Origin of the sequence: Methanosarcina vacuolata Z-761 (assembly GCF_000969905.1) — an archaeon.
Taxonomy (GTDB): domain Archaea; phylum Halobacteriota; class Methanosarcinia; order Methanosarcinales; family Methanosarcinaceae; genus Methanosarcina; species Methanosarcina vacuolata.
The window spans coordinates 1,178,569-1,202,663 of record NZ_CP009520.1; the positions used below are offsets into that span (position 1 = coordinate 1,178,569).

Annotated in this window: 21 protein-coding genes, 3 tRNA genes and 2 pseudogenes; 12 read left to right on the forward strand and 14 right to left on the reverse strand. The window is 40.5% G+C overall.

The window, feature by feature from the left end:
- Position 1 precedes the first annotated feature (1 nt).
- The gene (locus tag MSVAZ_RS05080; RefSeq protein WP_048118837.1) at positions 2-319 is read right to left on the reverse strand and encodes a P-II family nitrogen regulator; all 318 of its coding nucleotides are present in this window, start codon (positions 317-319) and stop codon (positions 2-4) included.
- 56 nt (positions 320-375) lie between these two features.
- On the reverse strand, positions 376-1,197 hold the full coding sequence (gene nifH / locus MSVAZ_RS05085; RefSeq protein ID WP_048118840.1) for a nitrogenase iron protein: 822 nt from the start codon (positions 1,195-1,197) through the stop codon (positions 376-378).
- A 194-nt stretch (positions 1,198-1,391) separates the two neighbouring features.
- Here nifH and MSVAZ_RS05090 point away from each other — a divergent pair, with 194 nt between their 5' ends.
- Positions 1,392-2,582, forward strand: a complete 1,191-nt coding sequence (locus tag MSVAZ_RS05090) for a geranylgeranyl reductase family protein (RefSeq protein WP_048118843.1) — start codon at positions 1,392-1,394, stop codon at positions 2,580-2,582.
- A gap of 470 nt (positions 2,583-3,052) precedes the next feature.
- Here the strand turns inward: MSVAZ_RS05090 and MSVAZ_RS05095 are convergent, their stop codons facing one another.
- The 7 genes from MSVAZ_RS05095 to MSVAZ_RS05125 form a co-directional block, all read right to left on the reverse strand.
- The gene (locus MSVAZ_RS05095) at positions 3,053-3,412 is read right to left on the reverse strand and encodes a tetratricopeptide repeat protein (RefSeq protein WP_048118844.1); all 360 of its coding nucleotides are present in this window, start codon (positions 3,410-3,412) and stop codon (positions 3,053-3,055) included.
- A gap of 270 nt (positions 3,413-3,682) precedes the next feature.
- Complete coding sequence (locus MSVAZ_RS05100; RefSeq protein WP_048118845.1) at positions 3,683-4,588, reverse strand: hypothetical protein; 906 nt, start codon at positions 4,586-4,588, stop codon at positions 3,683-3,685.
- A 362-nt stretch (positions 4,589-4,950) separates the two neighbouring features.
- Positions 4,951-6,384 carry a pyruvate kinase gene (pyk, locus tag MSVAZ_RS05105; protein WP_048118848.1) on the reverse strand — a complete coding sequence of 478 codons (1,434 nt, stop codon included), beginning with the start codon at positions 6,382-6,384 and terminating at the stop codon, positions 4,951-4,953.
- Between the two features lie 86 nt (positions 6,385-6,470).
- Positions 6,471-7,394 carry a beta/alpha barrel domain-containing protein gene (locus MSVAZ_RS05110; protein WP_048118850.1) on the reverse strand — a complete coding sequence of 308 codons (924 nt, stop codon included), beginning with the start codon at positions 7,392-7,394 and terminating at the stop codon, positions 6,471-6,473.
- Positions 7,395-7,778: 384 nt separating this feature from the next.
- Positions 7,779-7,851 (reverse strand) — tRNA-Asn (locus MSVAZ_RS05115).
- 71 nt (positions 7,852-7,922) lie between these two features.
- A tRNA-Ile gene (locus MSVAZ_RS05120) sits at positions 7,923-7,997 on the reverse strand.
- A 118-nt stretch (positions 7,998-8,115) separates the two neighbouring features.
- A tRNA-Asn gene (locus MSVAZ_RS05125) sits at positions 8,116-8,188 on the reverse strand.
- A 664-nt stretch (positions 8,189-8,852) separates the two neighbouring features.
- On the opposite strand from MSVAZ_RS05125, the pseudogene MSVAZ_RS19255 reads away from it, so the two are divergent.
- Both MSVAZ_RS19255 and MSVAZ_RS05130 read left to right on the forward strand, forming a co-directional pair.
- Positions 8,853-9,515: pseudogene (locus MSVAZ_RS19255) on the forward strand (transposase).
- 747 nt (positions 9,516-10,262) lie between these two features.
- Entirely contained in the window at positions 10,263-10,868 is a 606-nt protein-coding gene (locus MSVAZ_RS05130; RefSeq protein WP_048118857.1) for a DUF4352 domain-containing protein, read from the forward strand.
- A 290-nt stretch (positions 10,869-11,158) separates the two neighbouring features.
- Here the strand turns inward: MSVAZ_RS05130 and MSVAZ_RS19260 are convergent.
- Positions 11,159-11,386 (reverse strand): annotated as a pseudogene (locus MSVAZ_RS19260) (transposase); the annotation flags it as partial.
- 262 nt (positions 11,387-11,648) lie between these two features.
- On the opposite strand from MSVAZ_RS19260, the gene MSVAZ_RS05135 reads away from it, so the two are divergent.
- Positions 11,649-12,059, forward strand: coding sequence for a CidA/LrgA family protein (locus MSVAZ_RS05135; protein ID WP_231592453.1), 411 nt, complete (start codon positions 11,649-11,651; stop codon positions 12,057-12,059).
- A gap of 2 nt (positions 12,060-12,061) precedes the next feature.
- Positions 12,062-12,778, forward strand: coding sequence for an LrgB family protein (locus MSVAZ_RS05140; RefSeq protein WP_048118859.1), 717 nt, complete (start codon positions 12,062-12,064; stop codon positions 12,776-12,778).
- A gap of 145 nt (positions 12,779-12,923) precedes the next feature.
- Here MSVAZ_RS05140 and MSVAZ_RS05145 read toward each other — a convergent pair whose 3' ends face one another.
- Positions 12,924-13,328: an FxsA family protein gene (locus MSVAZ_RS05145; protein ID WP_048118861.1), complete on the reverse strand. Its 405-nt coding sequence runs from the start codon at positions 13,326-13,328 to the stop codon at positions 12,924-12,926.
- Positions 13,329-13,918: 590 nt separating this feature from the next.
- On the opposite strand from MSVAZ_RS05145, the gene MSVAZ_RS05150 reads away from it, so the two are divergent.
- A complete protein-coding gene (locus tag MSVAZ_RS05150; protein WP_048118864.1) occupies positions 13,919-15,106 on the forward strand; it encodes a tetratricopeptide repeat protein in 1,188 nt (395 codons plus the stop codon).
- Between the two features lie 170 nt (positions 15,107-15,276).
- Here MSVAZ_RS05150 and MSVAZ_RS05155 read toward each other — a convergent pair whose 3' ends face one another.
- A complete protein-coding gene (locus MSVAZ_RS05155; protein WP_048118867.1) occupies positions 15,277-16,089 on the reverse strand; it encodes a serine/threonine protein phosphatase in 813 nt (270 codons plus the stop codon).
- 504 nt (positions 16,090-16,593) lie between these two features.
- Here MSVAZ_RS05155 and MSVAZ_RS05160 point away from each other — a divergent pair.
- Both MSVAZ_RS05160 and MSVAZ_RS05165 read left to right on the forward strand, forming a co-directional pair.
- Positions 16,594-16,983: a hypothetical protein gene (locus MSVAZ_RS05160; protein WP_198146802.1), complete on the forward strand. Its 390-nt coding sequence runs from the start codon at positions 16,594-16,596 to the stop codon at positions 16,981-16,983.
- Positions 16,984-17,455: 472 nt separating this feature from the next.
- Complete coding sequence (locus tag MSVAZ_RS05165; protein WP_048118870.1) at positions 17,456-18,505, forward strand: tetratricopeptide repeat protein; 1,050 nt, start codon at positions 17,456-17,458, stop codon at positions 18,503-18,505.
- A gap of 42 nt (positions 18,506-18,547) precedes the next feature.
- Here the strand turns inward: MSVAZ_RS05165 and MSVAZ_RS05170 are convergent, their stop codons facing one another.
- Positions 18,548-19,273 carry a DUF434 domain-containing protein gene (locus MSVAZ_RS05170; protein WP_048118873.1) on the reverse strand — a complete coding sequence of 242 codons (726 nt, stop codon included), beginning with the start codon at positions 19,271-19,273 and terminating at the stop codon, positions 18,548-18,550.
- Positions 19,274-19,472: 199 nt separating this feature from the next.
- Between MSVAZ_RS05170 and ala the strand changes: the two genes are divergently transcribed.
- Positions 19,473-20,453 carry an alanine dehydrogenase gene (gene ala / locus MSVAZ_RS05175; RefSeq protein ID WP_048118876.1) on the forward strand — a complete coding sequence of 327 codons (981 nt, stop codon included), beginning with the start codon at positions 19,473-19,475 and terminating at the stop codon, positions 20,451-20,453.
- Between the two features lie 1,018 nt (positions 20,454-21,471).
- Here the strand turns inward: ala and MSVAZ_RS05180 are convergent.
- Complete coding sequence (locus tag MSVAZ_RS05180) at positions 21,472-22,929, reverse strand: cobyric acid synthase (protein WP_048118880.1); 1,458 nt, start codon at positions 22,927-22,929, stop codon at positions 21,472-21,474.
- Between the two features lie 271 nt (positions 22,930-23,200).
- Between MSVAZ_RS05180 and MSVAZ_RS19270 the strand changes: the two genes are divergently transcribed.
- From MSVAZ_RS19270 to MSVAZ_RS05185, 3 genes are all read left to right on the forward strand, one after another.
- Positions 23,201-23,341, forward strand: a complete 141-nt coding sequence (locus MSVAZ_RS19270; protein ID WP_255351992.1) for a transposase — start codon at positions 23,201-23,203, stop codon at positions 23,339-23,341.
- A gap of 84 nt (positions 23,342-23,425) precedes the next feature.
- A complete protein-coding gene (locus MSVAZ_RS19275; protein WP_084626073.1) occupies positions 23,426-23,593 on the forward strand; it encodes a zinc ribbon domain-containing protein in 168 nt (55 codons plus the stop codon).
- Between the two features lie 253 nt (positions 23,594-23,846).
- Positions 23,847-24,068: a hypothetical protein gene (locus MSVAZ_RS05185; RefSeq protein WP_197078837.1), complete on the forward strand. Its 222-nt coding sequence runs from the start codon at positions 23,847-23,849 to the stop codon at positions 24,066-24,068.
- Positions 24,069-24,095: the final 27 nt, after the last annotated feature.

Consider the following 24,095-nt stretch of genomic DNA (forward strand, 5'->3'; position numbering starts at 1 on the left):
TTTAAAGTCCTGGTTTTCCAGTCCTTATGGTATAGGCTTCTTCCACAGGGGTTACGAAGATCCTACCGTCTCCGTATTTTCCAGTCCTGGCGGACTCCATTATAGTCTTTATAGCCCTGTCTTTATGTTCGTCTTCTACCACCATTAGAAGCATGGTCTTCTGCAGTTCATCATAGTTGATGTCTGCTATATGGATCCCTTTCTGCTTCCCTCTTCCGAAGACTTCCATTTTTGTAAGAGAAATACAACCTTCTTTTTCAAGGCTCTCGATAACTTTGGTTTCCATTCCTGGTCTGATGATTGCACGTATCATCTGCATAATTTTTAACTCCTTTTCACTCAATAATTATATATTTACAGTTCCGAACTCAACCATCAGATCTCAACAATTCCGAATTCAACCATCATGGCCTCTAATTCTTCCATTGGAAGCGGAGTCGGGACAACAAGTTTGGTGTTGTTCTGGACGTTTTCGGCAAGGGTCAGGTACTCTTTTGCCTGGTCGGATTCAGGGTCAAAGTCAATTACAGTCTTTCTGTTAATTTCTGCTCTCTGGACAATGTTGTCCCTGGGCACGAAGTGAATTAGATGACTTCCAAGTTTCTTCGCGAAAGCTTCGAGGAGTTCACGTTCTCCATCTACCTTCCTGCTGTTGCAGATGATGCCTCCCAGACGGGCTCCACCCTTGGCAAACTTAGCAAGTCCTTTACAAATGTTATTTGCAGCATAGATAGCCATCAGTTCTCCACTGGCAACTATGTAAATCTCTTTTGCTTTTCCTTCGCGGATAGGCATTGCAAATCCACCGCATACGACATCACCAAGTACGTCGTAGAATACATAGTCAAGGTCCTCGGTATATGCTCCAAGGTTTTCGAGTAGCCCGATTGAAGTGATAATTCCCCTGCCTGCACATCCGACACCCGGTTCAGGTCCTCCTGATTCCACACACTTTATGCCACCAAATCCCGGCTGTAAGACAGTCTCAAGGTCAACTCCCTCATCTCCTTCACTTCTAAGTGTATCAAGTACAGTTTTCTGGTTCAGGCCGCCAAGCAGCATTCTGGTGGAATCTGCTTTTGGGTCACATCCTACAAGCAAAATTTTATTGCCCATAGTCGAAAGGGCCGCAGTCAGATTTTGCGTGGTAGTGGACTTTCCTATTCCACCTTTTCCGTAAATTGCTATCTGTCTCATTTTTTCCTTGCTCCTTAATTCTTTCTTCGGCACAGGAAGCCGGTAACCGTTGTACTATGTAATTGTATTTATATCTTTCTCTTCGTGAGATCTCTATTATAACTAATTGACTTTATTTGTGAGTTTCAGGAAAGAATTAATAAACAATTCCCTGTAAATTGCAGAGCTAAAAAGAATAACAGGAAGACCCTTTGATGATCCCTGAAGCCTCTTATGATGTAATCGTTGTTGGCGCAGGCCCTGCAGGTTCTACAGCCGCAATGTATGCTGCAAAGAAAGGCGCCTCGGTGCTTCTTCTTGATAAAAAAAGAGAAATAGGGAGCCCTATTCAGTGTGCCGGCTTCCTCCCCGATGCTTCGGAAGTCCAGGCCCTGATCCGTGAAGCCAGGCTCCCAGACACACTGAAAAACTACCCTGATTCCTGTGTGCTGCAGCGTATTGATACTCAGCGTATTGTCACTCCAAACTGTAATACAAAAGAGTTCGCTGTCAGGGGGACAGTCCTCGACCGGCGCAGGTATGACCAGTTCCTTGCCGAACAGGCAGCAAAAACAGGAGCGGAACTGATGATTAAAACCCGCGTAACGAAAATTGAGGGAACAACTGTTGAAACTTCAGGAGTCTTTGGGAAACACAGAATTAAAGCAAAAGCGATTATTGGAGCTGATGGTCCCAATTCCCTTGTAGCAAAATCAAAAGGTCTTGCCCTTAAGCCCGAATCAAGGGAAACATCGGTTGCTCTCGAATACCAGGTCAGAAATGTGGATATTGATCCCTCTTCCCTGGAAATGTATTTCGGAAAGGATTTTGTGCCTGGTGGCTATGCATGGATTTTTCCCGAAGGCCAGGACCGGGCAAATGTTGGAATCGGTATCCGAAGCGGTATGGCTGAGAAAGGTGTTTCTGCAAAAGAGTACCTGCACCGTTTTATGCGTGACCATCCGCTTGCAGGACCAAAACTGAAAAACTGCATAATTATGAACGTTATTGCAGGCATTATCCCTGTAAATGGCGCTCCTGAAAGAACCTCAACTGAAAACACGCTGATTGTAGGGGACGCAGCAGGTCATGTTTTTGCAACAAACGGGGGTGGAATTCCTCCTGCAATGATTGCGGGAAAAGTAGCGGGAGAAACTGCAGCCGAGTTTACATTCGGGATGTGCCGGCTTGAAGACTACGACCGCCGCTGGCGAGCTCAGTTCGGACCCACACTGGAAACATCGGTACAGGCAAGGAAGCTTATGGATGGGATTATGAAATCCGATACTCTGATGAATGCAGCTTTCAAACTCATTTCTCCTGAACATATGAAAGTCATGCAATGCGGTAAACTCCCAGGGCCCGTAAAAATTGGACTCCAGGCGCTGAACCGCGGAAAGAAATAATCTGGATGGAAATATGGAGAAAAGAATAAGTTGTGTGAAAAACCGGAGAAAGGAATAAGTTGTACGAAAAACCGGAGAAAGGAATAAGTTGTACGAAAAACCGGAGAAAAGAATAAGTTGTATGAAAAACCGGAGAAAAGAATAAGTTGTATGAAAAACGAAGAAAAGAAGAATAGGTGCGCAAAAGAGCGATTATTTAGTCGTGTCTCGCATACACCGTTCCAAGTTTTACCTGTAGAATAATTTCTCTACAGAACCCCAGACTCAGAGTTCAATAGCAAAGTCAAGCGGCTCTTGTAGCATTTGCAGCTTCCAGAGCAAAACTTGACAATAGAATACAGATTTCTATTGTCAAGTTTATATGATTAAAAACGTCATCAGTAAATGTAATCTGTTGCAGTTGACGGATTTATCCCACCAATAAAGTAGTGGGGATTCTCCTTCGCTGTTTTAAAATTAAGTTACTTCCTTTACATTTCTTTCTCTTCTGTAATTGATTCTCCTCCTCTTTCTCCGGCTTTTGCTTCGGATACCCTCATCTTTCTTAATTCGGTTTCTGCATCTTCTTTATTGTACTTTGCTTCCGGGTAGACAGGCCGTATCTCAAGGGCTTTATCAAAAGAGGCAATAGCTTCTTCGTATCTTCCGAGAATTACATATTCAAGTCCTCTGAGGTTCCAGACTCCTGCAAAATCAGGTTTCAGCTTCAGAACCTTATCAAAATACTCAATCTTTTTTTCGGGATCGGTTTCGCTGGTCGCAAGCCTGTACCATTCCTCTGCGGTCTTGCCCTCAATTTTCTTTTTGAATAAGCTGTCTAGAAAGCCCAATAATATCACTCCCTATTTAGAAGATTGGTCTGGAGGTAGAAATAGATGATTCTTCTTTTAGCCGAAGTAGCAAAAAGAAAATTAAATAAAAAGCTGGAATAAAAATAGTATATGTGAAATAAAAGAAGGATGTCAAACCGAAACATTAAGGATGAAATATCTAAACATAAACGGGGTCAGACGCCGGAAAATAGTATTGAAAATGCAAAATGTTAACAAATTAAGGACATTTAAAAATAAGGACATTTAAAAAAGAAAAAATTTAGGAGTTTACTGTGAAAGCATTTCTGTTTCATTAAGTAAGCTTCTAAAGTCGGAAGTAATCATCATTTTGGTAATGTTTCCTGAGGTAGTTACGTTGTAGGTTACTCCGCGTTCGGTGGAGTTTGCCTGCAGAGCCTTAATCTCATCAGTGAAGTTGGATTCGGGATTAAGGTAAAGGAACGTCTGACTGTAACTGCCGTCATCCAGTTTTTTGATATCCATGTAGCGTTGATCGGCCGGAAAAGTAGAATTATTTGTCTTTACGGTCAATTCCTGGTAGAGGCTTCCTTCAGTATTCGCCTGGCTCAGGAGGCTATTGTATTCGGTTGAAGCAGTTGCGTTTCCTTGCAGCACATCAATCACATCTTGCACGCTCTGGCGAGAACCAAGGATCACAGGGCTTCCGGCTACATTCCAAATGTCATAGGTATTATTTGTCCTTGCAAGGAGACTGTAGTTATCGTACTGGACTGCTCCCCAGGGCATTATCATTTTATGCTCCGGAATCTGGTGGAGTTCGAACCCATTACCATCAGCATAACGTGCCCCATAGCGTTTGGTTACGTCTGCCCCATATAGAGAATACATAATTGTTTGATTCCCAAAGAATTGTTCAAATGGAGTCCCTGTCGTTCTCTGAAGGTCTACATATGAAGCGCTTACTACCCCTTCAGGGGACATGTTTAACCCGTCGGCAATGGAGTTGAATTCATGGTGGACCTGTCTGCCAGGAATTTGAGAAAAAGCGATCGTATTATTTTCCTCCAGATTTCCGGAAGAAGAAGCATTATCACTCTTATCTTTATTTGAGTTACCTGAAAAGAAGATCGCACCGGCTGACAAAAGCATTGTGAATGCCAAAAAAACAGCCAGATATCTCTGGTTTTTTGTTGCTGGGTCCTTTTGTTTCATCAATGAAACCTCATTACATAAAATTAATTTTTCGGACAGTAGAAATCATGCATATGATATCTAAACATATTGTCTTAAACATTTGACCATAGAAATCATGCACCTGATATCTAAACATATCGGCTTGAACATTCTGACAGTAAAAATCACGTACTTGATATCTAAACATATCGACTTAAACATTCTGACAGTAAAAATCACGTACTTGATATCTAAACATACCGACTTAAACATACTGGTTTGAGATTTGTTAAGATAAGAACTTTTCCTGATATTTTTCTCATAAAACCGAGTACTGAATCTAAGATCTGGAATTGGGTTTAAACTGGGGTTGTTTGCCACGAATGGATAGACCGACTTTTTCACTCAAGGGTGAGGATTTTAAGCATATTTGTGCCTCCGGGTTTTCCTGAAGACGGGCCCTGGGTGAAAACAACAATGTCTCTGCTTTTAACAAATCCAAGTTCTTTGGCTTTCTCAGTAGTCTCTTTTTCCCAGCTTTCAATATTTTCTTTTACAGCAACAGGATAAACACCATAGGATAAAGAGAGGAAGCTGCAGGTTCTCGGGACGCGGCTGAAAGCAAGGATCCAGGTATCAGGCTTAAAACGCGAGATCCTGCGGGGTGTTGCTCCACTTCGGGTTGGGGTCAGTACGGCTGCAACCGGCAGTTTTTGCAGGGCTTCATGCACCTGGAGGGGTATTACCTCATCCACTGACATCTCTCTTGCTGTTATGCCCTTGAGAATAGTGTCAAGTCCCCATTTTGTCCTGGAACGCCAGTTTTCTGTGGTTTTTGCAATTTTTGCCATCATTTCAACAGCTTCCACAGGATAATTCCCAACTGCCGTCTCTTCCGAAAGCATGACAGCATCCGTGCCATCAAGGATTGCATTGGCAACATCGGTTGCTTCTGCGCGGGTAGGCCTTATATTATCAGTCATTGAGGCCAGCATTTGAGTGGCTGTAATTACCGGAATTCCAAGAAGTTTTGCGCTATAGATAAGTTCCTTCTGGACTGAAGGAACTTCCTGGATAGGTATTTCGACCCCAAGATCTCCTCTGGCAATCATGAGAGCATCGGTTTCTTTTAGAATTTCCTGGATATTCTCGACAGCCTGCCTGCGTTCGATTTTAGCAACAATATATACAGACTTTTCTTTAGCTGCAGCAAAATTCCGGACCTTACGAATATCTTCCGCACTTTCTATAAAAGAAATGCTGAAAGTGTCGATCCCCTCGCGAAGGGCAAAATCAAGAATTTCAAGATCCCTTCCCGTTATAGGATCAACTAAGATCTTTGCCCCTGGTAGATTTAGCCCTTTATGAGAATAGAGTGGACCCCCTATAAGGACCTCACAACGCACATCTTTTCCCGAAATTTCCAGGCAGCGAAGCTGGATAAACCCGTCGTTTAAGTAAATAAGGCTCCCTGGAGCCACGCTTTCCGGAAGCTGCTTGTAGCTTACAGGAATGCGTGTATCATTTCCGGCAGTCTCGTCAACCGTAAGGGTCACAGGGTTTCCTTTATGGAGCACGATAGGTTCTTTTTCCAGTTTGCCTATACGGATCTTAGGGCCTGGCAGGTCGGCGAGAATCGCAACTGTCCTGTCAAGTTCCTCTGCAACCTTGCGGACTCTCCGGATTACTTCGCCATGGCTTTCGAAACTCCCGTGGGAAAAATTGATCCTCGCCACGTTCATGCCAGCAAGTACAAGTTTCCTGATCATTTCCTCGGAAGAGGAAGCAGGGCCTATGGTGCAGACGATCTTTGTTTTATGGTCCGGAATTTGCATATTTTCACGACCTTTAATGCCCAACCTATTAATCAATGCAGCCTTAAGAATTCGTATTGATATTCTGCAGGCTTCTATAGATATTATTATTTGCCCTTATAGATATTAAGGGCATCTGCGACGCTTGCATCTTCAACTGTTATTGCATAGACAGCATTACACATGCGGACAGCTTCATCAAGAGGCTTCTGGTGAATGTTTCTTCCGGTTGCATTTCCCTGTGCTCCGGAAACATGAATCTGGTCATAGAGCTTTTTCAGGAAAGCTTCAGCTTCGTCACTGGAACCGCCTGCGCAAACGACCTTAGTACGCCCTGCAGCTTTGATAGCTTCCTTAAAGACCTCGGCAGACTTTGCCCCTTCTTTTTTCGGGTAATTGACCTTTACAAAGTCCGTACCAAGGCAGGCTCCGACTCCTGTTGCTCCTGCAATAAGGTGTGGGTCTTTTTCATCTTTTACAGCTTCACCGCGTGGGTAGATCCAGAGCACGGATAACAGTCCATGCTGGTGAGCATCATAAATTACCTGAGCGGCCTGAACAAGCATGTCAGCTTCGAATTCGCTGCCAAGATAGATTGTATATCCTACGCCAAGGATATTGAGCCCACTGTTTTCCTTAAACTCAACGACCTGGTCAATGTCATACCAGAGGTTGCTAAAAGGATCAGCCTGTGCAGTCTCGACGAGATTGGTCTTGGAGTTTACCTTTACAAGATATGGCAAGTCCCTATAGTCCATGCCGTAGCGGGCAATAAGTCCGAGCTGGGTTGCAAAAACTCCGATTTTTGACTGGGATGCTATCCTGAAAAGGTGTTCGGGATCAGCATCATCCACAGGGACCCCTTCGCCGTAAAAATCATCGTTCAGATGCTCTACTTTCTGGTCGCCTGCAAAAAGCATTAGCCTGCCGGTTCCCCGGGTCATCTCCATATAATTGTTCGCGTACGTTTCACGCATTGCTTTCGGGACATCCAGAGGTACGGTTACATCCTCTTTGTTAATTAAAACCATATGTATAAACCTCAGTTTTATTGAATCATAATTAGTTGGATGGTAGTAATACTGTTAAAGTGTATTTATGTATTATCTATAATTCTTCTTACTACCTTATCCCTCTCAGGAAATTTATAATTTTTCCGCTCAGTATTGGCGCATGTCTATTCAGGAGTCGAATTTATTAATATTCTGCTGAAAATTCGGACTCCACAAAGTGATTTATAAAAAAGAATTTGACTATGAACTGGACTCAGAAAATCTAAAATTTAATTAATAGGCAGGCGAAGATAAGATAAAATCTAAAGCCGAGTTTAGAAAAAAATTTTCAACTTCAATTGACAAAAAGCAAAACAGCAAGAGAATAATAATTTGAATTTAATTAAAAACGTAAGAGTCTTACGCCGCTTGCAGGGCTCGAACCTACGACATTCTGGTTAACAGCCAGACACTCTACCAACTGAGTTAAAGCGGCTTTTCGATAGGAAAGTTATTATTCTACTCTTGAACCTTCTTATACAAGAGATTCTTTGGATATATAGTTTATGGGCCTGACCGGATTTGAACCGGTGACCGCTCGGTTATGAGCCGAGCGCTCTAACCTGACTGAGCTACAGGCCCTTATCGATTCTATGATGTTATTAGTAGCTTATAGTATGGTTTAAATAATAAAGTTTTTGCATATGTTATATCTATTCTGGAAAGAATTGTGTAAGAAATAAGAAATGCAAAAATTTTACGCCGCTTGCAGGGCTCGAACCTACGACATTCTGGTTAACAGCCAGACACTCTACCAACTGAGTTAAAGCGGCTCATACAATCGGATGTGGTTGTTACCCACCTCATCGCGAACACTCCTAAAGCGATAATATTATTTATATATTTCGCTTTGAGGGGTTTCCACAACCATTTATGCGCCGGGAAATCTGATGAAGCAGATGTTTGTTAACTCAGAATAGTACCATCTGGTTAGAAATATTGTATTCCAGTCCGTTTATTTGGATCATATTCAATACATTAATATTCAATAATATTCAATATATTATTTTTTTTATTTGTATATTTTTTATTTGTATATTTTTCTTTTTTGCTATTTGCAACCGTTAGGTCGTCCTTTATTATTTGGTTGATATTATTCCCAAGATGCTCGTAAAGTAGTTTTTAGGTCATTTTGTTCCGATCCTCAGTGCAACTGAAGCTGACTTGCGTTTCTTGCACAAAAACGCAAGTATTTGTCATTGAATACTTAACCATGGCAATATCAACCATATAACACTGGACGACCGAAATTGCCTATAACTTCTTTTTTTAGATTATCAATTTTTATCGAATTAATAATATATATCTAAAAATTTATATGGGTCTTCGTCATTCCCTATGGATAAGATGATTTTCAATTCAAGACCGCATTGGTTTTTATGAGAATATTATGAGGATATCCACACAAAACAACGAAGAACCTTATATATTTATACTATTGGGAAACGAGGTCCAAAACCACGATTCATTAACGTTGCTTGTACGAACAAAAACTGCAAACTCTATGGTCTTACTAACCAAGGCAATGTTGTTGGAAATGGAACTTACATAAGTCGTGGAGAAAAAACAAGAAGATATCTTTGCCGCAATTGCAGTAAAGTATTCAACGACCATACAGATACTTTTTATCATAATCTTCGGAAAGCTGAGAAAACTATTGATTTAGCTTTAAAAATGTCTATGAAAGGTATGAGCATTGAAGACATTGCCGATGTTTTAGAGGTAGAATCTGCCAGTGTAAAACGATGGTTAGCTCGTGCAGCTAACCAATGCGATAAAGTAAATGACAGTATGTTGCGGATAAGTTAGTTGAGTCAGTTAAAAACATCTTTCTTATAAAATCCCTCTTTTAGGCAGGATAACAACAGAATTTCAAGAAAAACAATAGGGTTTTCAAAAACGAAAAAATGGTTAGAGTATCAAATGAGGTTATATTGCACGCATTTTACCTTCTGTAGATGTCATGGAGGATTAAGGTACAAAGATGAAAGAGGGGTTGAATGTAAAAATACACCTGCAAGAGAGGCAGGAATTGTGGACTCAATATGGACCTTAAAGGAATTGCTGACATTCAGGTGTTTTAAAACGCCAATCAAATAAAAATGGACCATCAAAAAGTTCATTGAGTGTAAATTAAAGGATTTCCACTCAATTTGAGAGGATACAAATTTTCTGCCCAGTAACTTCTTGAGATTTGTGATTTTACTGAAAAATCGGCACTTTCTTCCTTACTTATGTAGAAATCGGTATTTTTTTAGCTAAATTCTCAAAATATATATAAAATTATTTTAAATTATTACATAATATTAATTTGAAAAAATTTATATACGGGTATACAAATGTTTACACTATGGCAGATGAGAATTAACAGGATAAAAACGATAAAGCTGACATTCTAACTCCCTGCCAAATTGAGATAATAATCACTTGATACTGGTCATTTTGCTAATGGATAACCATCCTAACTATACTTTTGTGATTTAAAATTGTACAAAAGTATTATAAATCGGAATTTGGGATAGAGTTTCGATTTGTCTGCCTGCTTTCCTGCTGGATAAATTCACTTGCAAAACAGGAATATAGTCTATATTGATACCGATGGGAAAATATTATAATGAGACCAAAAATAACTTTTCAGCCTAAATAAAATAATATCAATAGCCTTCAGTAGAAGATTTAGCAAGAACTTCTTTTTGAAAGGATTTTCTTCAATTGTTGGTTATTGATTGCGTTTTTATCTTGATCAGTTATGACTCAAATTACATGTTTCACCAAAATCAGTATCGTTCAACTGATTTATTCAGGCTGAATAGTTACAACTGAAAAAGAAAAATGGAGTGTAAGGCGTTGAACAAAATTATAAAAATCATTCTTGGAATTTTTGTCTTAGTTTGTATAGTTGGTCTTTTAGTATCCGGTGGAAATAATAAGTCCGATGATAGTGCATCAAATCAGGTTCAAGAACCTGCTACAACTTCTGATTCCGCTGCTGCTACAACTTCTAATTCATCTGCTGCCACAACTTCTGAAGCCGCAACTGAACCAACACCTGAAACTTATAAAGTTGGTGACAGAGTTGTTGTCGGCGATAGGGCATATACAGTAACAGATATAAGAACTTCAAGTTCTGTAGGGGATGATTTTACAAAACAAACCGCAACCGGTATTTTTGTCATTGTAACCATGACTGTAGAAAACATTGGAAAAGAATCTGCAACGATGAGCTCTAGCGATGTAAAAATTATAGACTCTGAGGGGAGAACATTTGAAAGCGACACAGAAGCTTGGGCTGCTTTAAATGAAAATATTTTATTGAAACAGATTCAACCAGGACTTCCAGTTGTGGGGCAGACTATATTCGATGTACCAAAAGGAATTACTGCCAATCTGCAAGTATCTGAAGGGGGCTGGGGCACAGATAATAAGTTAATCTCTTTAGGTACAATTCAATAAAATTAAACTGTGAGGGTAAAATTTCCCCTCACTTTTTGGTTAGGGAATGATAAAAATATAATTTCAATTTTTAGTTCAGGAATTGGCCCATAGTTTCATTTTCCCAAATAATGATTCATGGCAACAAACTCCTTGATCCTACTTTCGGCAGCAAGCACATTCTAATATATTAATATATTTTAATTGCCATCTATTATAAGTTTAATTGAAAATCGTGGTCATGCGGATTGAATGTCTAATCCTATTTGTCATTTTTCCTTCTAGTCATAAATATATGATTCTTCGTCATTTCAAATGGGTAGTTTGAAATCTAACTTTCTTAATTTTAGATAGATCCTAATAATAAAATACAAAGTGTTTCGATACCCTCTAGCATTTCTTTTTATCAACTGTACAATACTGTTAATACCTTCCACAATTTCGTTAGTGACTCTGGAATCAAAGTAGTTTAGAATTCCATCCCAATGACTTTTAATGGCTTTAGCAACCTCAATTATTGCCTCTAATCTGCTATGAGAGTTGAATGCATCGCATGAATGTGTTTCTCAGATTTGGCTAAATTCTTAAATTTTCAGCAAATACATAAAATTTACTTTTACTCATACAATTTGAAGAGGATACGAAATCTGGGCCATGGAAAATTATTTTGAGTTTTGGGATCAGCTCAACCAAAAATTAAATATAGAGGAATTTTGTAGTCCCATTTCGATCAGGGAGGGAAAAACGACCTTGCTAAAACAATTTTCAATTATTCTTATCATTTATTTCCTTGGTGACCTGATGCAGAAAGCTTTAGGATTGCCAATTCCGGGCAATGTCCTGGGAATGCTCATTCTTTTCTTTAGCCTGTATACAGGTGTAATTAAACTCAATATGATAGACAAAATAAGTGATTTTTTACTGGAGAACATGGCTTTTTTCTTTCTTCCCGCAGGTGCCAGCTTAATAACCTGTTTTGCCTTGCTTGAAGGAAAAATGACTGATATTCTTGCAGTTTCCCTTATTTCTACCTTTATAATACTGGCTGTAACAGGGCTTACTGTGGAACTTGTTCAAAGGTTTTTCAGGAGAAAGCCGGTAAAAAGGGCCTGTCAAATAGAAAATATAGGCAATAAAGCTAATAATAACGAATCTGGAAGGAATACAAAAAGTGTGCATGCCCGTGAGAATAGAAGAGAGGAGGTGATCTGAAGTTGCAAACCGATTTTTTGAATGAGTTTGTCAATATGCCTCTGTTTGGGATCTTACTCTCTTTAGTAGCTTTCCAGATAGGCACACTATTATATAAAAAGACCCAGTTTTCTATTCTTAACCCTCTGCTTGTGGCTTCTGTACTTGTAATGGTTTTCCTGCTCTTCTTTGGAATCAATTATGAAACTTACAACCTTGGAGGAAATTATATTTCTTTCTTCCTGGGGCCTGCAACTGTGGTTCTTGCAGTACCTCTCTATAAAAAGATCCAGCTATTGAAAAGTAATGCACTTCCTATCCTTGCAGGAATAATTGCAGGCTGCATAGCCGGGATCTCAAGTATTCTTGCTCTTTCCAACCTGTTAGGGCTTGACGATACCATAAGCAGATCTCTTGCTCCCAAGTCCGTAACTACTCCTATAGGAATTGAAATCTCAAAACAGATAGGTGGCCTGCCTGCAATAACAGTAGCTGCAATCGTATTTACCGGAATTATAGGTGCTATTTTGGGCCCGTTTATCTGCCGCTGCTTCCGAATAAAAGATAAAGTTGCAGTTGGTGTCGCAATCGGCACCGCATCCCATGCGCTTGGAACAACAAGGGCAATAGAACTTGGAGAAACCGAAGGGGCAATGAGCGGACTTTCAATAGGAATCGCAGGCTTAATTACGGTTTTTCTGGTTCCCCTGCTGCTTTATGTCTTTGGGCTTATAACTTGAATGGCAAATGGCAGATTTCAAACAGATCAAAATTCATTTTCGGATGCAGATATTAAGTAAAAATTCTAAGTAAAAATTCCGGTTTCAGGGCAAAATATTACACTACAATCAATTTTTCCCGATATTTTAAATGACGTATCCGGGATCATCGGAAATCCGTGTACATTCTCATCTGCCACTGACCGTTCTGTATCTTTTTTCTTATAACCCCTTTTGCCATTTCCACATAGATTCCTCTTATCTGCGGTATGAGCATGGAGAGCCCTATTATATCGGTCAGAAAACCCGGAGTTATAAGGGCAAAGCTTCCAACTAACACAAAGAACCCATGCAGGAGCTCGTTTCCGGGCATATATCCCATGCTTGTTGCTTCCTGTATCTCGCGAAGCACGCGAAGACCCTGGGATTTTGCAAGGTAAGCGCCCAGACTTGCGGTTGTCAGAATAATAAGCACGGTGTTTAAGGCTCCGATCATTCCCCCGATCTTGATGAGCAGATAAAGCTCAATAACGGGGATGATTAGGAAAATCGAGAAGAGTTTAAAAAACATGCTAATCATTTTCAGAATTTTAAATTTATATCTTTATTGTTGATTAAGTACTTATTAACGTTTAATACATGTTAGTAATAGTTAAAATATGCTTTTAAATTTTGGCCTGCCTTATTGATGTTACATTTTCCTGCTTTTTTCGTTCTGAGATTCTATTTTCCTGATTTCTCAATTATTCTCCTCTAAAGTCGATTTACTTCCATTCCATTTCAGTTTTTCTACTGGAACTTTCTTTTCAATTCCAAACAATAATTATTATATTTTTATAAATTTTCATTTATTTTTCATCTATTCCCTGCCTTAACAGGTCTATTTCTATCATGAAAAGTTCTCTTTGTCAGGAAAGCACTGTTGCTTTAAGAGAGCAACTATTTTATTTAGCGATAAAAAGGGATAGGCTGTTATACGATTGCTATAATATTATGTTCGTGATCTAACGCACTATTTAATGAAATAATATTATACTAAAGATTGTACGCAATACTAGCGCACTAATATATTCTATAAAACGTAAAATATACTCCGGATGTTACAAAGATAGTTTCGCCTATCCCCCTAAAAAGTGTTTGTTTTTCTGAGGTGCCGGATATATGGACTTCGATGCAATTGATGACTTTGTATATAAAGTAATTGGGACTATAGGATCCGATCAGAAGAATCTGTGTTCTGCGATTGATTTTGCCCTGGATCTTGCGGAAGAAAAATCGTTTTCCCCCTATGATTTGCTTGACCTTTCGAATGCCTGTAAGCAGCAGAAAATGGTTATGGAAGAATATGTTTTCGCAAAAGCCTGCTTCATAAGGGCTTCCGGAAAGCTTCGTGAAGAAGCCTGTTTTGCGCTGGGCACTGCAGCGCAAATTCTGGGATTTTCCCTTGAGGCTGAAGCAAGCTATCTGGAGGCTCTAAAAGAAAATCCAGAAAATGGAGATGTAAGGTGTGCCTATGCCGAACTTCTTTTAGAACTTGGAAGGACAGAAGCGGCTGAGACGGAATATAAAATTGTACTTGAAGCTTCTCCAGAACATGTAAAAGCAAATACAGGATATGCTTACCTCCTGACCGAGTACGGGTATGTAAGGGAAGCTGAAGAGTGCTACTCAAGAGCGCTTACGACAGATCCTGACTATGTCCCTGCCAGAGGAGGGTATGCAAACATGCTCTTTGAGCTGGGAAGGCTCAGGGGCGCGGAAAAGGAATACAGGCTTGCAATAGAACTGGACCCTGAAGACCCAAGCCTCCACCACAATTTCGGAGTTTTACTTTCTTTTCTGGGGCGCTCTTCAGAAGCCGAAGTTGAATACAGACAAGCTCTTTCTCTTAACCCGCGACACAGGAGAACTCTTTTTAACTACGGAAATCTCCTTGCAAGAGAAGGCAGGGTTTCAGAAGCCGAAGCACAATACATGGAAGCTCTTTCCCTTGACCAGAACGATGCAAAAGTCCATTCCAATTATGCAAATCTTCTGGCCCGCTTCGGAAGAAGATACGAAGCTGAAATGGAATACAAGAAAGCACTCAGTCTGGACCCCGAGAGTGCCGAAGGACATTACAGTTATGGAAACCTTCTTTCGGAGATCGGGCGCCTTGACGAAGCTAAGAACCAGTATGAACAGGCTCTTGTCCTGAATCCCTATTATCCCCCGATTCACTACAGTTATGGCCTTCTTATGAGAAAGATGGGGCGCTTTGACGAAGCCAAAAAGGAATATACGAAAGCCATGCAGCTCGATCCGGATATCGGAAGCAAAATGACCGAAACCTGGATTATTCTGGACTAAAAAAATGTCTGGAATTTTGTCTGATCTTTCCCTAACTTATTCTGATCAAAATAACATCCAACCCGGCATTTTCTTTTTTACTTTTTATTAATCCTTTGAATATGTGCTGACATATTCGAAACAAATTACAGTAGAGTTTTTTGGTAAGCTTTTTTTTGGTAAGCTTCCTTTCATTCATACTGCTTTCCAAAGACAAAAAGTTTAATCTCTTCTTTTTCAAATAGCGCAAAAGCCGCCGCATTCCCCAGTCCAACATAGTCAGGGCAGGAAAAAAGGGAGAGCAATTTCTCATCAAACCACCATTTGTACCCATTTTCAAGGGCTGTGTGGCCTCTTATAATCCTTTTCAGGTTATTTGTCTGTAAAAAACCATCTACAATATCTGGCCCGAATTCTTTTACAGTCGAACCCCGGGTCGAAGCGGTGATTCCGGGACGTTTTGAAGGATCGTTCCAGAGATAAGAAAAAGCGAAGGCTTCTTCCTTCCTGATGCTATCAATGCTGCCGGTTCCGTTAATTCCGCCGTGTACGCAAAATGTATGCCCCGAAAGTACAGCTGCTATCGGCATTTTATCATATGTCTGGCTGGCCCTTAAAAGAAAACCCTGATCGAAACCGATTTCCTCATAAAAGCCGTAGTAGAGGTTCATATCCACAGTTTCGTGATTTCCCCTGAGTAAGAATATATGCTCAGGCTCTTCAAGCTTCAGTCGAAAAACCCTTGTAAGTACTTCGACACCTTGAGGTCCTCTATCCACATAATCTCCAAGAAAAAGAATGTTCTTACAGTTCATTTCTTGCCTTTTTTCTATTATGAATTCAAGGGCCTGAAGGTCCCCGTGAATATCTCCAATAACCATTATAGGCTCGGCGCCAATTCGAAGCACGGCTGGTTCCGACTCCAAAACTCGGTCTATTTTCGGAAGAATAAGAAGTAGTTCTTCTTTTGCGGTAATTTTTCTGGAGACCTTTCCTGATACCATGGGTTCACCTCTGTTCAAGTTCTTCTTAGAGAGCCGATCTGAAATTTTCTATATGTGCTCTCTTAGGGAAGCTAATCTAAAAGCGTTCTTTAGATACAGGGAATTTTTATGCGATAAACATTTCCAGGCTTCAAGAAGAAGTCCTTCCAGGATTCTTATGCCAGCAAATTCTCAATTTTTGTTCGTGAAGGCAGGCTTATAGTGTCAAAGTCTAAAATCAAGTATGTAAACTTAATAGCTTAAGCAGTAAAAGTTCAAGCAGTTAAAAGTTCAAGCAGTTAAAAGTTCAGGCAACTTAAATTTCAGGCAACTAGGTGGACAACAAAAAGTTCAGACAAAGAAGTTCAGACAAAGAAGTTCAGACAAAGAAGTTCAGACAAAGAAGTTCAGACAAAGAAGTTCAAACAAAGAAGTTCAGACGACAAGGCGTTTGGACAATTAAAAATCCATAAATTACATCTATTTATAAAATTCTTTATTCAGCATATACACGGAGGCAGATTTATGGAACTTGATATTAATGAGCAGGGTCCTGAAGATATGGATCTTACAGATGTTGTGCTTGAATACGATGATATTGTCTCTGCAATCTCAGTTCTGGAAAAGCGCAGAGAGGAATTGAGAACTCATATCCTCAACGCCTTCAAGGAAAAAGAGATCGATGTATTGAGAGTTGGAGATGTGGAACTCAGGCGTCAGAAGGTTGACTGGAAACTCTGGCATATCAACAGGTTAAAACCCTATCTTACGAAGAAAGGTCTCTGGGACATAGTTGAATCAGTTGACAGGAAAAATCTCAGCAGATTGATAGAAAAAGGAATCCTGACTGAAGAAGAACTTCAGGGTACATATGATGTAGAAACGCGTTACAATTTACGTGTAAAAAGAGCCTGAACAGATCGGAAGAAGTAGTCTGAAGGAGCAGGAACGAATTTTTAGGTGAAGGATCGGGTACTATACAGTGTACACGTAGGCAGGTTCCGAATGAATGAAATTAAGTAAAATCTAAATGAATAGAGAAGCCTTCAGGTGAAAACCCGAGAAAAGTAATTTTTTTTCATTTTCTCTTTTTCATTTCTTCTTTTTCATCTCTTCTTTTTCATTTTCTCTATTTCATTTTCTCTATTTCATTTTCTCTTTTTCATTTTCTCTTTTTCATTTTCTCTTTTTCATTTTCTCTTTTTCATTTTCTCTTTTCGATTCTCTATTTCTCTGAATTTCGAATATGGCAGCTTTTTTAATATATTATAAAATTGTTTTTTTAATATTTCATCTGTCGTTTTTTATTCAGATAGGGAGACGGCCAACTATATATATCCAGCCGAATAAAATCTCTTTAAAGGTAAATTTCAGGAGGTTTTTAGACATGGAGATTGATGCTGTAGACGAGCTGGTGTTTCATGTAATCGAACAGGTTGCAGCTGATAACTGTGACTTCGATAAGGTCGTTGAGTTTGTCGTTTCTTTCTCAGATGAGCATTCGCTTTCCCAGGAAATCCTGCTGAAACTTTCGTCTATTTTTGAAAAAGATTCAATGTGCAGGGAGAAATATGTAATTACCAGAGCCTGTGCTTTGTTATTCTCAGGAAAAGCCCAGGAAGACGCCCTTATGGAAGCAGGAAAAACAGCTTATTTACTGGGACTTGATGAACTTGCTGTACGGGAATTCAAAGAACTTCTCCAGCAAAACCCCAAAAATGTAGAAGCACTTTGCGGATATGGGATAGTTCTGGCGAGAGAAGGAAAAAACGATGCTGCACGGGTTCAATATGAAAAGGCTCTGGAAGTCAATCCTTCCCACGTAGATACGCTTTGCAATTACGGCTGCCTGCTTTACAGGCTCAAAAAACTGGATGAAGCTGAAGAAGTATATAACCGAGTTTTGATTCTTGATCGAGATAATGTGAGCGCCCACTGTGGATATGGGATTCTACGTTCCAAACGCGGGAAAATGACGGAAGCAAGTTACCACTATACTCGAGCTCTTGAACTTGAACCTGGTCATGTGGAATCCAATTTTCGCTATGCCCGTCTCCTTGAAGAAAAAGGAGAACCCCTTGATGCCGAGAAACATTACATAGTAGCCCTCAAAGCCAATCCTGATGACCCGCGCCCGCACCTTTTCTATGCCCGTTTGCTTGCAGAACACGGGTTTATTCACGGAGCAAGGGTGCACTTCAGGTGTGCTCTTAAACTGAACCCTGAGGATGTTGAAGCTCATTGTGAATATGCCAGCCTGCTTGCCAGATTTGGGCACAGGCACGAAGCTGAGGTGCAGTACAAAAAAGCTCTTGAGCTTGACCCCGGGCACTTCGGAACCCTGAGAGGGTATGCAGATTTGCTAAAAGAAAAAGGGCAGTATACAGCCGCCGAAGAAATTTACAGGCAGGCCGAGTTCTTTAAACGGAGCGCCTGAAAAAGGAATGCCTGATAACCGATTAATATAACTGATAACCGATTAATATAGCCTGATCGGTTCGATTCCCATTTTTTCCATAAGGCAAGCAGGGATGTCGAGTATCTCCAGGGCCGAATCTATAATAATCCCATCGGAAGTTGCCAAAACTATCTTTTTTTCAGAATTTCCTCCCTCATTTTTCAGCTCAAAGTCCGCGATTTTTGAGGTTTTTGCCTCGCCTAAAATTCCGTATTCTTTCATTTTGTGGCGAATGAAACCTGCAAGCTCTCCACTTCGGCTAATCTGGGCGTCAAGGAGAAAAACAACTGATTTTGGACCTGTTTCGGAAAGAAACTTTAGGACTGCATTGGTGGCTTCTTCGATATCTTCGGCCTGTTTTGCTTTGCTAAAATAGTAGCGTGTATCTCTTATATACCCGTCATCACAGAACCACATGGGTTCTTTTTTTAGCAGGCTGTCCACACTTAGCAGGACATTGTACCCGTCAAGGAGAAGATCCCTATCTTTTATGTCTGTGCATGATACTTTTTTATTTATTCTGGAAACTATCCTGTCCGGGGGCATGATCACTCTTGTGAGAATGTATCGTTCTTCCAGACTGAGCTGGAAGTGGTCAGCCACAAAGCGGATGGTCGCAAACTTCGGATAGCTCCACCGGAGTATGCTCCGGATATCCCGAGCAGGTTTGAGTAATTTTTCTTTGAGTAATTCCTCTTTCAGACAGGAACCAGAAAGATCGGCTGAACTTACATGCGTATCTCTCATTAATGGTTTTCTCCTTTTTGGGAAGGGAGTTCTTTAAATGAGTGAAGATATATGTTATATATACATATTTGCAGAAATAAAAATACTAATGTGATCTCAGGCCATCGGTTTGCCTCTTTGGTTTTTATTTCGGTTCTGTTCAATTTTGTCTTGATTTTCAGCTGTGGGCCAGCTCACGGTTCCAGCTGGAGGGTTTATTATGGAAATATTATGGCTGGCTCAGGAAGAAGTAACAAGTGTTATAGATATGAGTTCTGATATGCAGGTCGTAGAAAGGGCTTTCAGGCAGCATGGATTGGGCAGAGTTCAGATGCCTCCCAAGTCCTACCTTTACTATACGGCATATAACGGAGACCTGCGGACAATGCCTGCATATCTTGAGGAGGAGAATATTACTGGCGTGAAAATTGTAAATGTCCATCCCGGAAACCCAGATCGTGGGCTTCCCACGGTAATGGCGCTTATTGTCCTTATTTCTCCGGAAACAGGTGCTCCTATGGCAATTATGGACGGAACCTACCTGACTGATATCCGGACAGGAGCTGCAGGGGGAATTGCTGCAAAATACCTTGCAAGAAAGGATTCAAAGGTTATAGGCCTTGTTGGGGCCGGAAATCAGGCAAAGACCCAGTTAAAAGCTCTCTGCGAGGTTTTTGAGCCCGAACTGGTAAGGGTTACTTCCAGGACAAAGGAGAGCTCTGAACAATTTATCCGGGAAATGGCAAATATTACTCCCTGTGAAATCCGTTATGAAGAAAACATTAAGAAGGTCTGCGACTGCGATATCCTTGTTACGACCACTCCTTCCAGAAAACCTATCGTAAAGGCCCAGTGGATCAATGAAGGCACTCACATAAACGCAATAGGGGCTGATGCAGTAGGAAAAGAAGAACTTGATCCCGAACTTTTAATCAGGTCCAAGATAATTGTGGATGATATTGTCCAGGCCCTTCACTCCGGAGAAGTAAACGTTCCTCTCTCCAAGCACTATATCTCGGAAAACGATGTTCATGCCGAGCTAGGTGAGGTAATTGTCGGCCTGAAACCAGGCAGGACAAGTGATGAAGAAATTACAATCTTTGATTCAACAGGCCTTGCCATTCAGGACGTTGCAAGCGCACACCTGGTTTATGAGAGGGCTGTCAGTAAAGGGCTCGGGAAGCATGTTCTTATGTTCTAACCCCCCGAGTCCCGTCTCGGGAGGACGGGTCCGTTTCGCTCACTTCGTTCGCTCAAGCGGGGCAATTTCTAGAGATATACACGAATTTTGCTTAGGGAGAACTGTCCAAGTTGCACTTTGGGTCACATAATATAGCCTTTTGAAGAAACTGCTTGCCCGCAAGCTTTTTCAAAAAAGGCTTGAGCGAAAACCCGAGAAACGTTTGATTTTGAGGAAACTATTCTCTAACCCTATCGGCGTGATCACAAGCCTTTTGAAAAAAAGCTTGAGCGAAAAAAAACCAAGCAACGAAGTTATCGGCGTGGTCAACTGGCCCAACGGTTGCAGCCAAACGGTTACGGGTCAACGGTTGCTCTGAAGAGACAATTTTAGTTGAACATTGCTTTCCACCCGGCAAGCGGACTAATTTTTAGAGTTAAGGCTATTCGCGTCTTCGATATATCTGGTCGCTATAGAGGTTGTAGCGGATTAAAACCAGAGCTGTTGCGGGTGAGAAATGGTGAATATAAGAAGGGAGGGATTATTTTTCCCACACTTTATTTCTTTTTCGTGGTTGTAAAGTCCGAATGGGGATTCCCTTACACGATGGTCTGTAGTGTAATTAGTTAGGACATTGAAAGCTAAAAAAGAAAACAAATAGGTCACAGGTATTCCTTCCTGGTTAGAAGCGAGAGAAGTTTAACATGAATCTTTAAATTCGAAACTATAATAGAACAAATTCACAATGCATAAATAACTAGCAGTAAACCATATATTATTGAGTGGTTTCTGGAGACCGGTTATACCCCCCACGAATACTGTACTTTGTCCCCAAATATTCCAGGTTTTTAGTTCCGACTATTATTAATGTTCTCCTGAAACCACTCAATTCTTTTTTTACGGTCAATACTCTTTTTACGCACAATGCCTTTTCTAAAAAAGTTTAATCAGGTGCTCTACCTTGTACACCTGAATATTCTGGTGCCTGCAGTTTTCAGATCCTTATTTTTCAGATCCTTATTTTTCAGATCCTTGTTTTTCAGATACCTATTATTTCGTAGAGTTTTTCCATTTCAAGGTTCTGCTCAACTACATTTGCAAGTTCTTCGTAGGCATCGTTTTCGGTCATGGCGTTTTCAGGGCTGTACTCAAGTCCTTTTTTCTCGTAGAGGTATTGCATAAGAGCGTCTCTTATATTTTTATTGTCGAAGAGTCCATGCAGGTAAGTTCCGATTACCAGACCTGTCTCATCGATTGCTCCGTCATTTCCGAAGATGTTACGGGAAGAGTCGGTTATGCCCATATGGATTTCATATCCTTTTATTTCCTCTCCGTCTATTGGAGCTAGTATCGGGCCGTAAGCATTCACTTTTTTCGTGACCTGGATTGTCCTCTTTTTGTATTCTCCGAACTTTGTCCCTATGTTCAGAAGCCCCAGGCCTTCGAATTCGGCTTCGACTCCGTTTTCAACTCCGGAATCATAAATTGTCTTTCCGAGCATCTGGTAGCCGCCGCAGACCCCGAAAATTGGGATTTTTCCTTTATATGCCTGGATTTTCTCTGCCATGCCGCTTGCTTTAAGGTCGAGAAGGTCATTAACCGTGTTCTTTGTGCCCGGAATCATGATCGCATCCGGAGTTCCTAGGTCTTCGTCAAGTTCCACATAGCGGATTTTAGCAGATCCTTCCAGGGGTTCGAAGTCCGTAAAGTTCGATATTCTTGGCAGGCGGATGACTGCGATCTCGATTTCTTTTTCGTTTTTCTCGGCTTCTTTATCTTCAAGTGAGACCGAGTCTTCAGAAGGAATGTTAAGCTTAAAATAAGGAAGGACTCCAAGTACTGGAATGCCGGTCTTTTCTTCAAGTTGTTTCAGGCCTGGCTTCAGGATTTCCAGATCGCCTCTGAATTTGTTTATAATAAATCCTTTGACGTTTTTCCGTACATCTTCTGGAAGAAGTGCAATTGTACCGTAAAGGCTTGCAAAAACTCCTCCTCTCTCTATGTCTCCAACAAGGATTATGGGAGCCTGTGTAAGCCTTGCAGTGCCGATATTTACAATATCCCTTTCGTAGAGGTTAATCTCGGCGGCCCCTCCCGCTCCTTCCATGACAATGATATCATGTTCTTTGAAGAGCCTTTCAAGAGCTCCTTCAAGTACTTCATTCATTTCTGCGATGGAATCGTAGTATTGACCTGCGCTCCTGTCGGCGTAAGGTTCTCCCAGCAGGATTATCTGGGAAACGCAGTCTCCTTTGGGTTTTAGAAGAACGGGATTCATATCGGCAGTGGGCTCAGTGCCTGCGGCTTTTGCCTGAATTGCCTGGGCAATGCCTATTTCCTTTCCGTCTTTTGTAATCCAGGAATTCAGGCTCATGTTCTGAGCCTTGAAGGGGGCAACCCTGTATTCTCTTGAAAGGATTCTGCATATGGCAGTCACGACTGAACTTTTCCCAACATGGGAAGCAGTTCCCAGGATCAAGACGCTTTTCTTTTCCATTTTTACCACACCTTCTGCTCGAACGCTTCTTTTTTAAACTTACTTTTATAATTCTTATAAATTGGCTGTTATTTTTCTCCTGAGGATGAAAATCAAGTAAACTTGTTTATTTTAAATATTTCTTTTCTTATACTTCAACTAAAGAATAAATACTTTCGGATTCACCGAAGGTTTTGTTTATCTACTTTAAAAAACTGACCGGATTTCAGGCTTTTACCTTTTTTGGAGCAAGTTAAGCGCATGACAAAAAAACCACAATCTTGCAAAGCACATTCTTGATGCTACCTGGAGTAAACTTGTAACTTATACTTCCTACAAAACTGAAAACGCTGGTAGAAACGTAATACTTGTTAACCCAAAGAATACCTCTCAAATGTGCTCAGTCTGTGGTCAAATAGTCAAAAAAGGGTAGTGGGTTTGAATCATTGAAAACCGAAAGCGCAAGAATCTCTCAATATATTCATTAAATACGTGAGATGTACTCGCTTTTTCGGAATTGATCAATAACTCAGGGACACGACCCAAAAAAGAACTATCAGAGAGAACTCATAATTGTCCTTTCTGTGGATTATATGTTGACCGTGATCTTAATGCTGCTATAAATGTTCTCAGATTGGGATTACAATCTGACCGTAAAATCGGAAGATGCCCGTCACTTCAATGAGAGGAGTAGGCACCTGATGTTTACATAATAAAGCATAGCGAACAAGAGCGAACAAAAACCTTGTGCCGGAATCCTCATTAACTGATCACTGTATTATCGTTCTCTGTTAACTTATTAATTCTACTTAATATCTGAAATAAGCTGCAGGAAAAGGCTCCCATAGGGTACATCTATAACATATTTTAATTCCTAATATTTTTTAATTGAATCCCAATACAAATATTTATATTGATTGGCAGATATTTATAATGTAATGGAAAACAGTAGAGAATATCAGCTTTACCTTGAAGCTCTGGACACTGAAAGATCGGCGTGGGGAAGACGAACGGCAGTAAAGCGGCTCTGTGACTGTAAAACCGAGGAGTCTCTATACTACCTGAATGAGCTCATAGTTGACAGATATTGCATTGTGCCTGATTGGCTCAAGAAGATCGCAAGAGAGTATTACGTATCTCTATGCCTCGAATTTCTCTGAGATTAATCTTTTATAAATTTGGTTTTT

Bases quoted from the DNA above. Each gene is read 5' to 3' on its own strand.
- MSVAZ_RS05080 (WP_048118837.1), bottom strand. From the start codon at position 319: ATGCAGATGATACGTGCAATCATCAGACCAGGAATGGAAACCAAAGTT.
- nifH (WP_048118840.1), bottom strand. From the start codon at position 1,197: ATGAGACAGATAGCAATTTACGGAAAAGGTGGAATAGGAAAGTCCACT.
- MSVAZ_RS05090 (WP_048118843.1), top strand. From the start codon at position 1,392: ATGATCCCTGAAGCCTCTTATGATGTAATCGTTGTTGGCGCAGGCCCT.
- MSVAZ_RS05100 (WP_048118845.1), bottom strand. From the start codon at position 4,588: ATGAAACAAAAGGACCCAGCAACAAAAAACCAGAGATATCTGGCTGTT.
- pyk (WP_048118848.1), bottom strand. From the start codon at position 6,384: ATGCAAATTCCGGACCATAAAACAAAGATCGTCTGCACCATAGGCCCT.
- MSVAZ_RS05110 (WP_048118850.1), bottom strand. From the start codon at position 7,394: ATGGTTTTAATTAACAAAGAGGATGTAACCGTACCTCTGGATGTCCCG.
- MSVAZ_RS05135 (WP_231592453.1), top strand. From the start codon at position 11,649: ATGCAGAAAGCTTTAGGATTGCCAATTCCGGGCAATGTCCTGGGAATG.
- MSVAZ_RS05145 (WP_048118861.1), bottom strand. From the start codon at position 13,328: ATGTTTTTTAAACTCTTCTCGATTTTCCTAATCATCCCCGTTATTGAG.
- MSVAZ_RS05150 (WP_048118864.1), top strand. From the start codon at position 13,919: ATGGACTTCGATGCAATTGATGACTTTGTATATAAAGTAATTGGGACT.
- MSVAZ_RS05155 (WP_048118867.1), bottom strand. From the start codon at position 16,089: ATGGTATCAGGAAAGGTCTCCAGAAAAATTACCGCAAAAGAAGAACTA.
- MSVAZ_RS05160 (WP_198146802.1), top strand. From the start codon at position 16,594: ATGGAACTTGATATTAATGAGCAGGGTCCTGAAGATATGGATCTTACA.
- MSVAZ_RS05165 (WP_048118870.1), top strand. From the start codon at position 17,456: ATGGAGATTGATGCTGTAGACGAGCTGGTGTTTCATGTAATCGAACAG.
- MSVAZ_RS05170 (WP_048118873.1), bottom strand. From the start codon at position 19,273: ATGAGAGATACGCATGTAAGTTCAGCCGATCTTTCTGGTTCCTGTCTG.
- ala (WP_048118876.1), top strand. From the start codon at position 19,473: ATGGAAATATTATGGCTGGCTCAGGAAGAAGTAACAAGTGTTATAGAT.
- MSVAZ_RS05180 (WP_048118880.1), bottom strand. From the start codon at position 22,929: ATGGAAAAGAAAAGCGTCTTGATCCTGGGAACTGCTTCCCATGTTGGG.
- MSVAZ_RS05185 (WP_197078837.1), top strand. From the start codon at position 23,847: ATGGAAAACAGTAGAGAATATCAGCTTTACCTTGAAGCTCTGGACACT.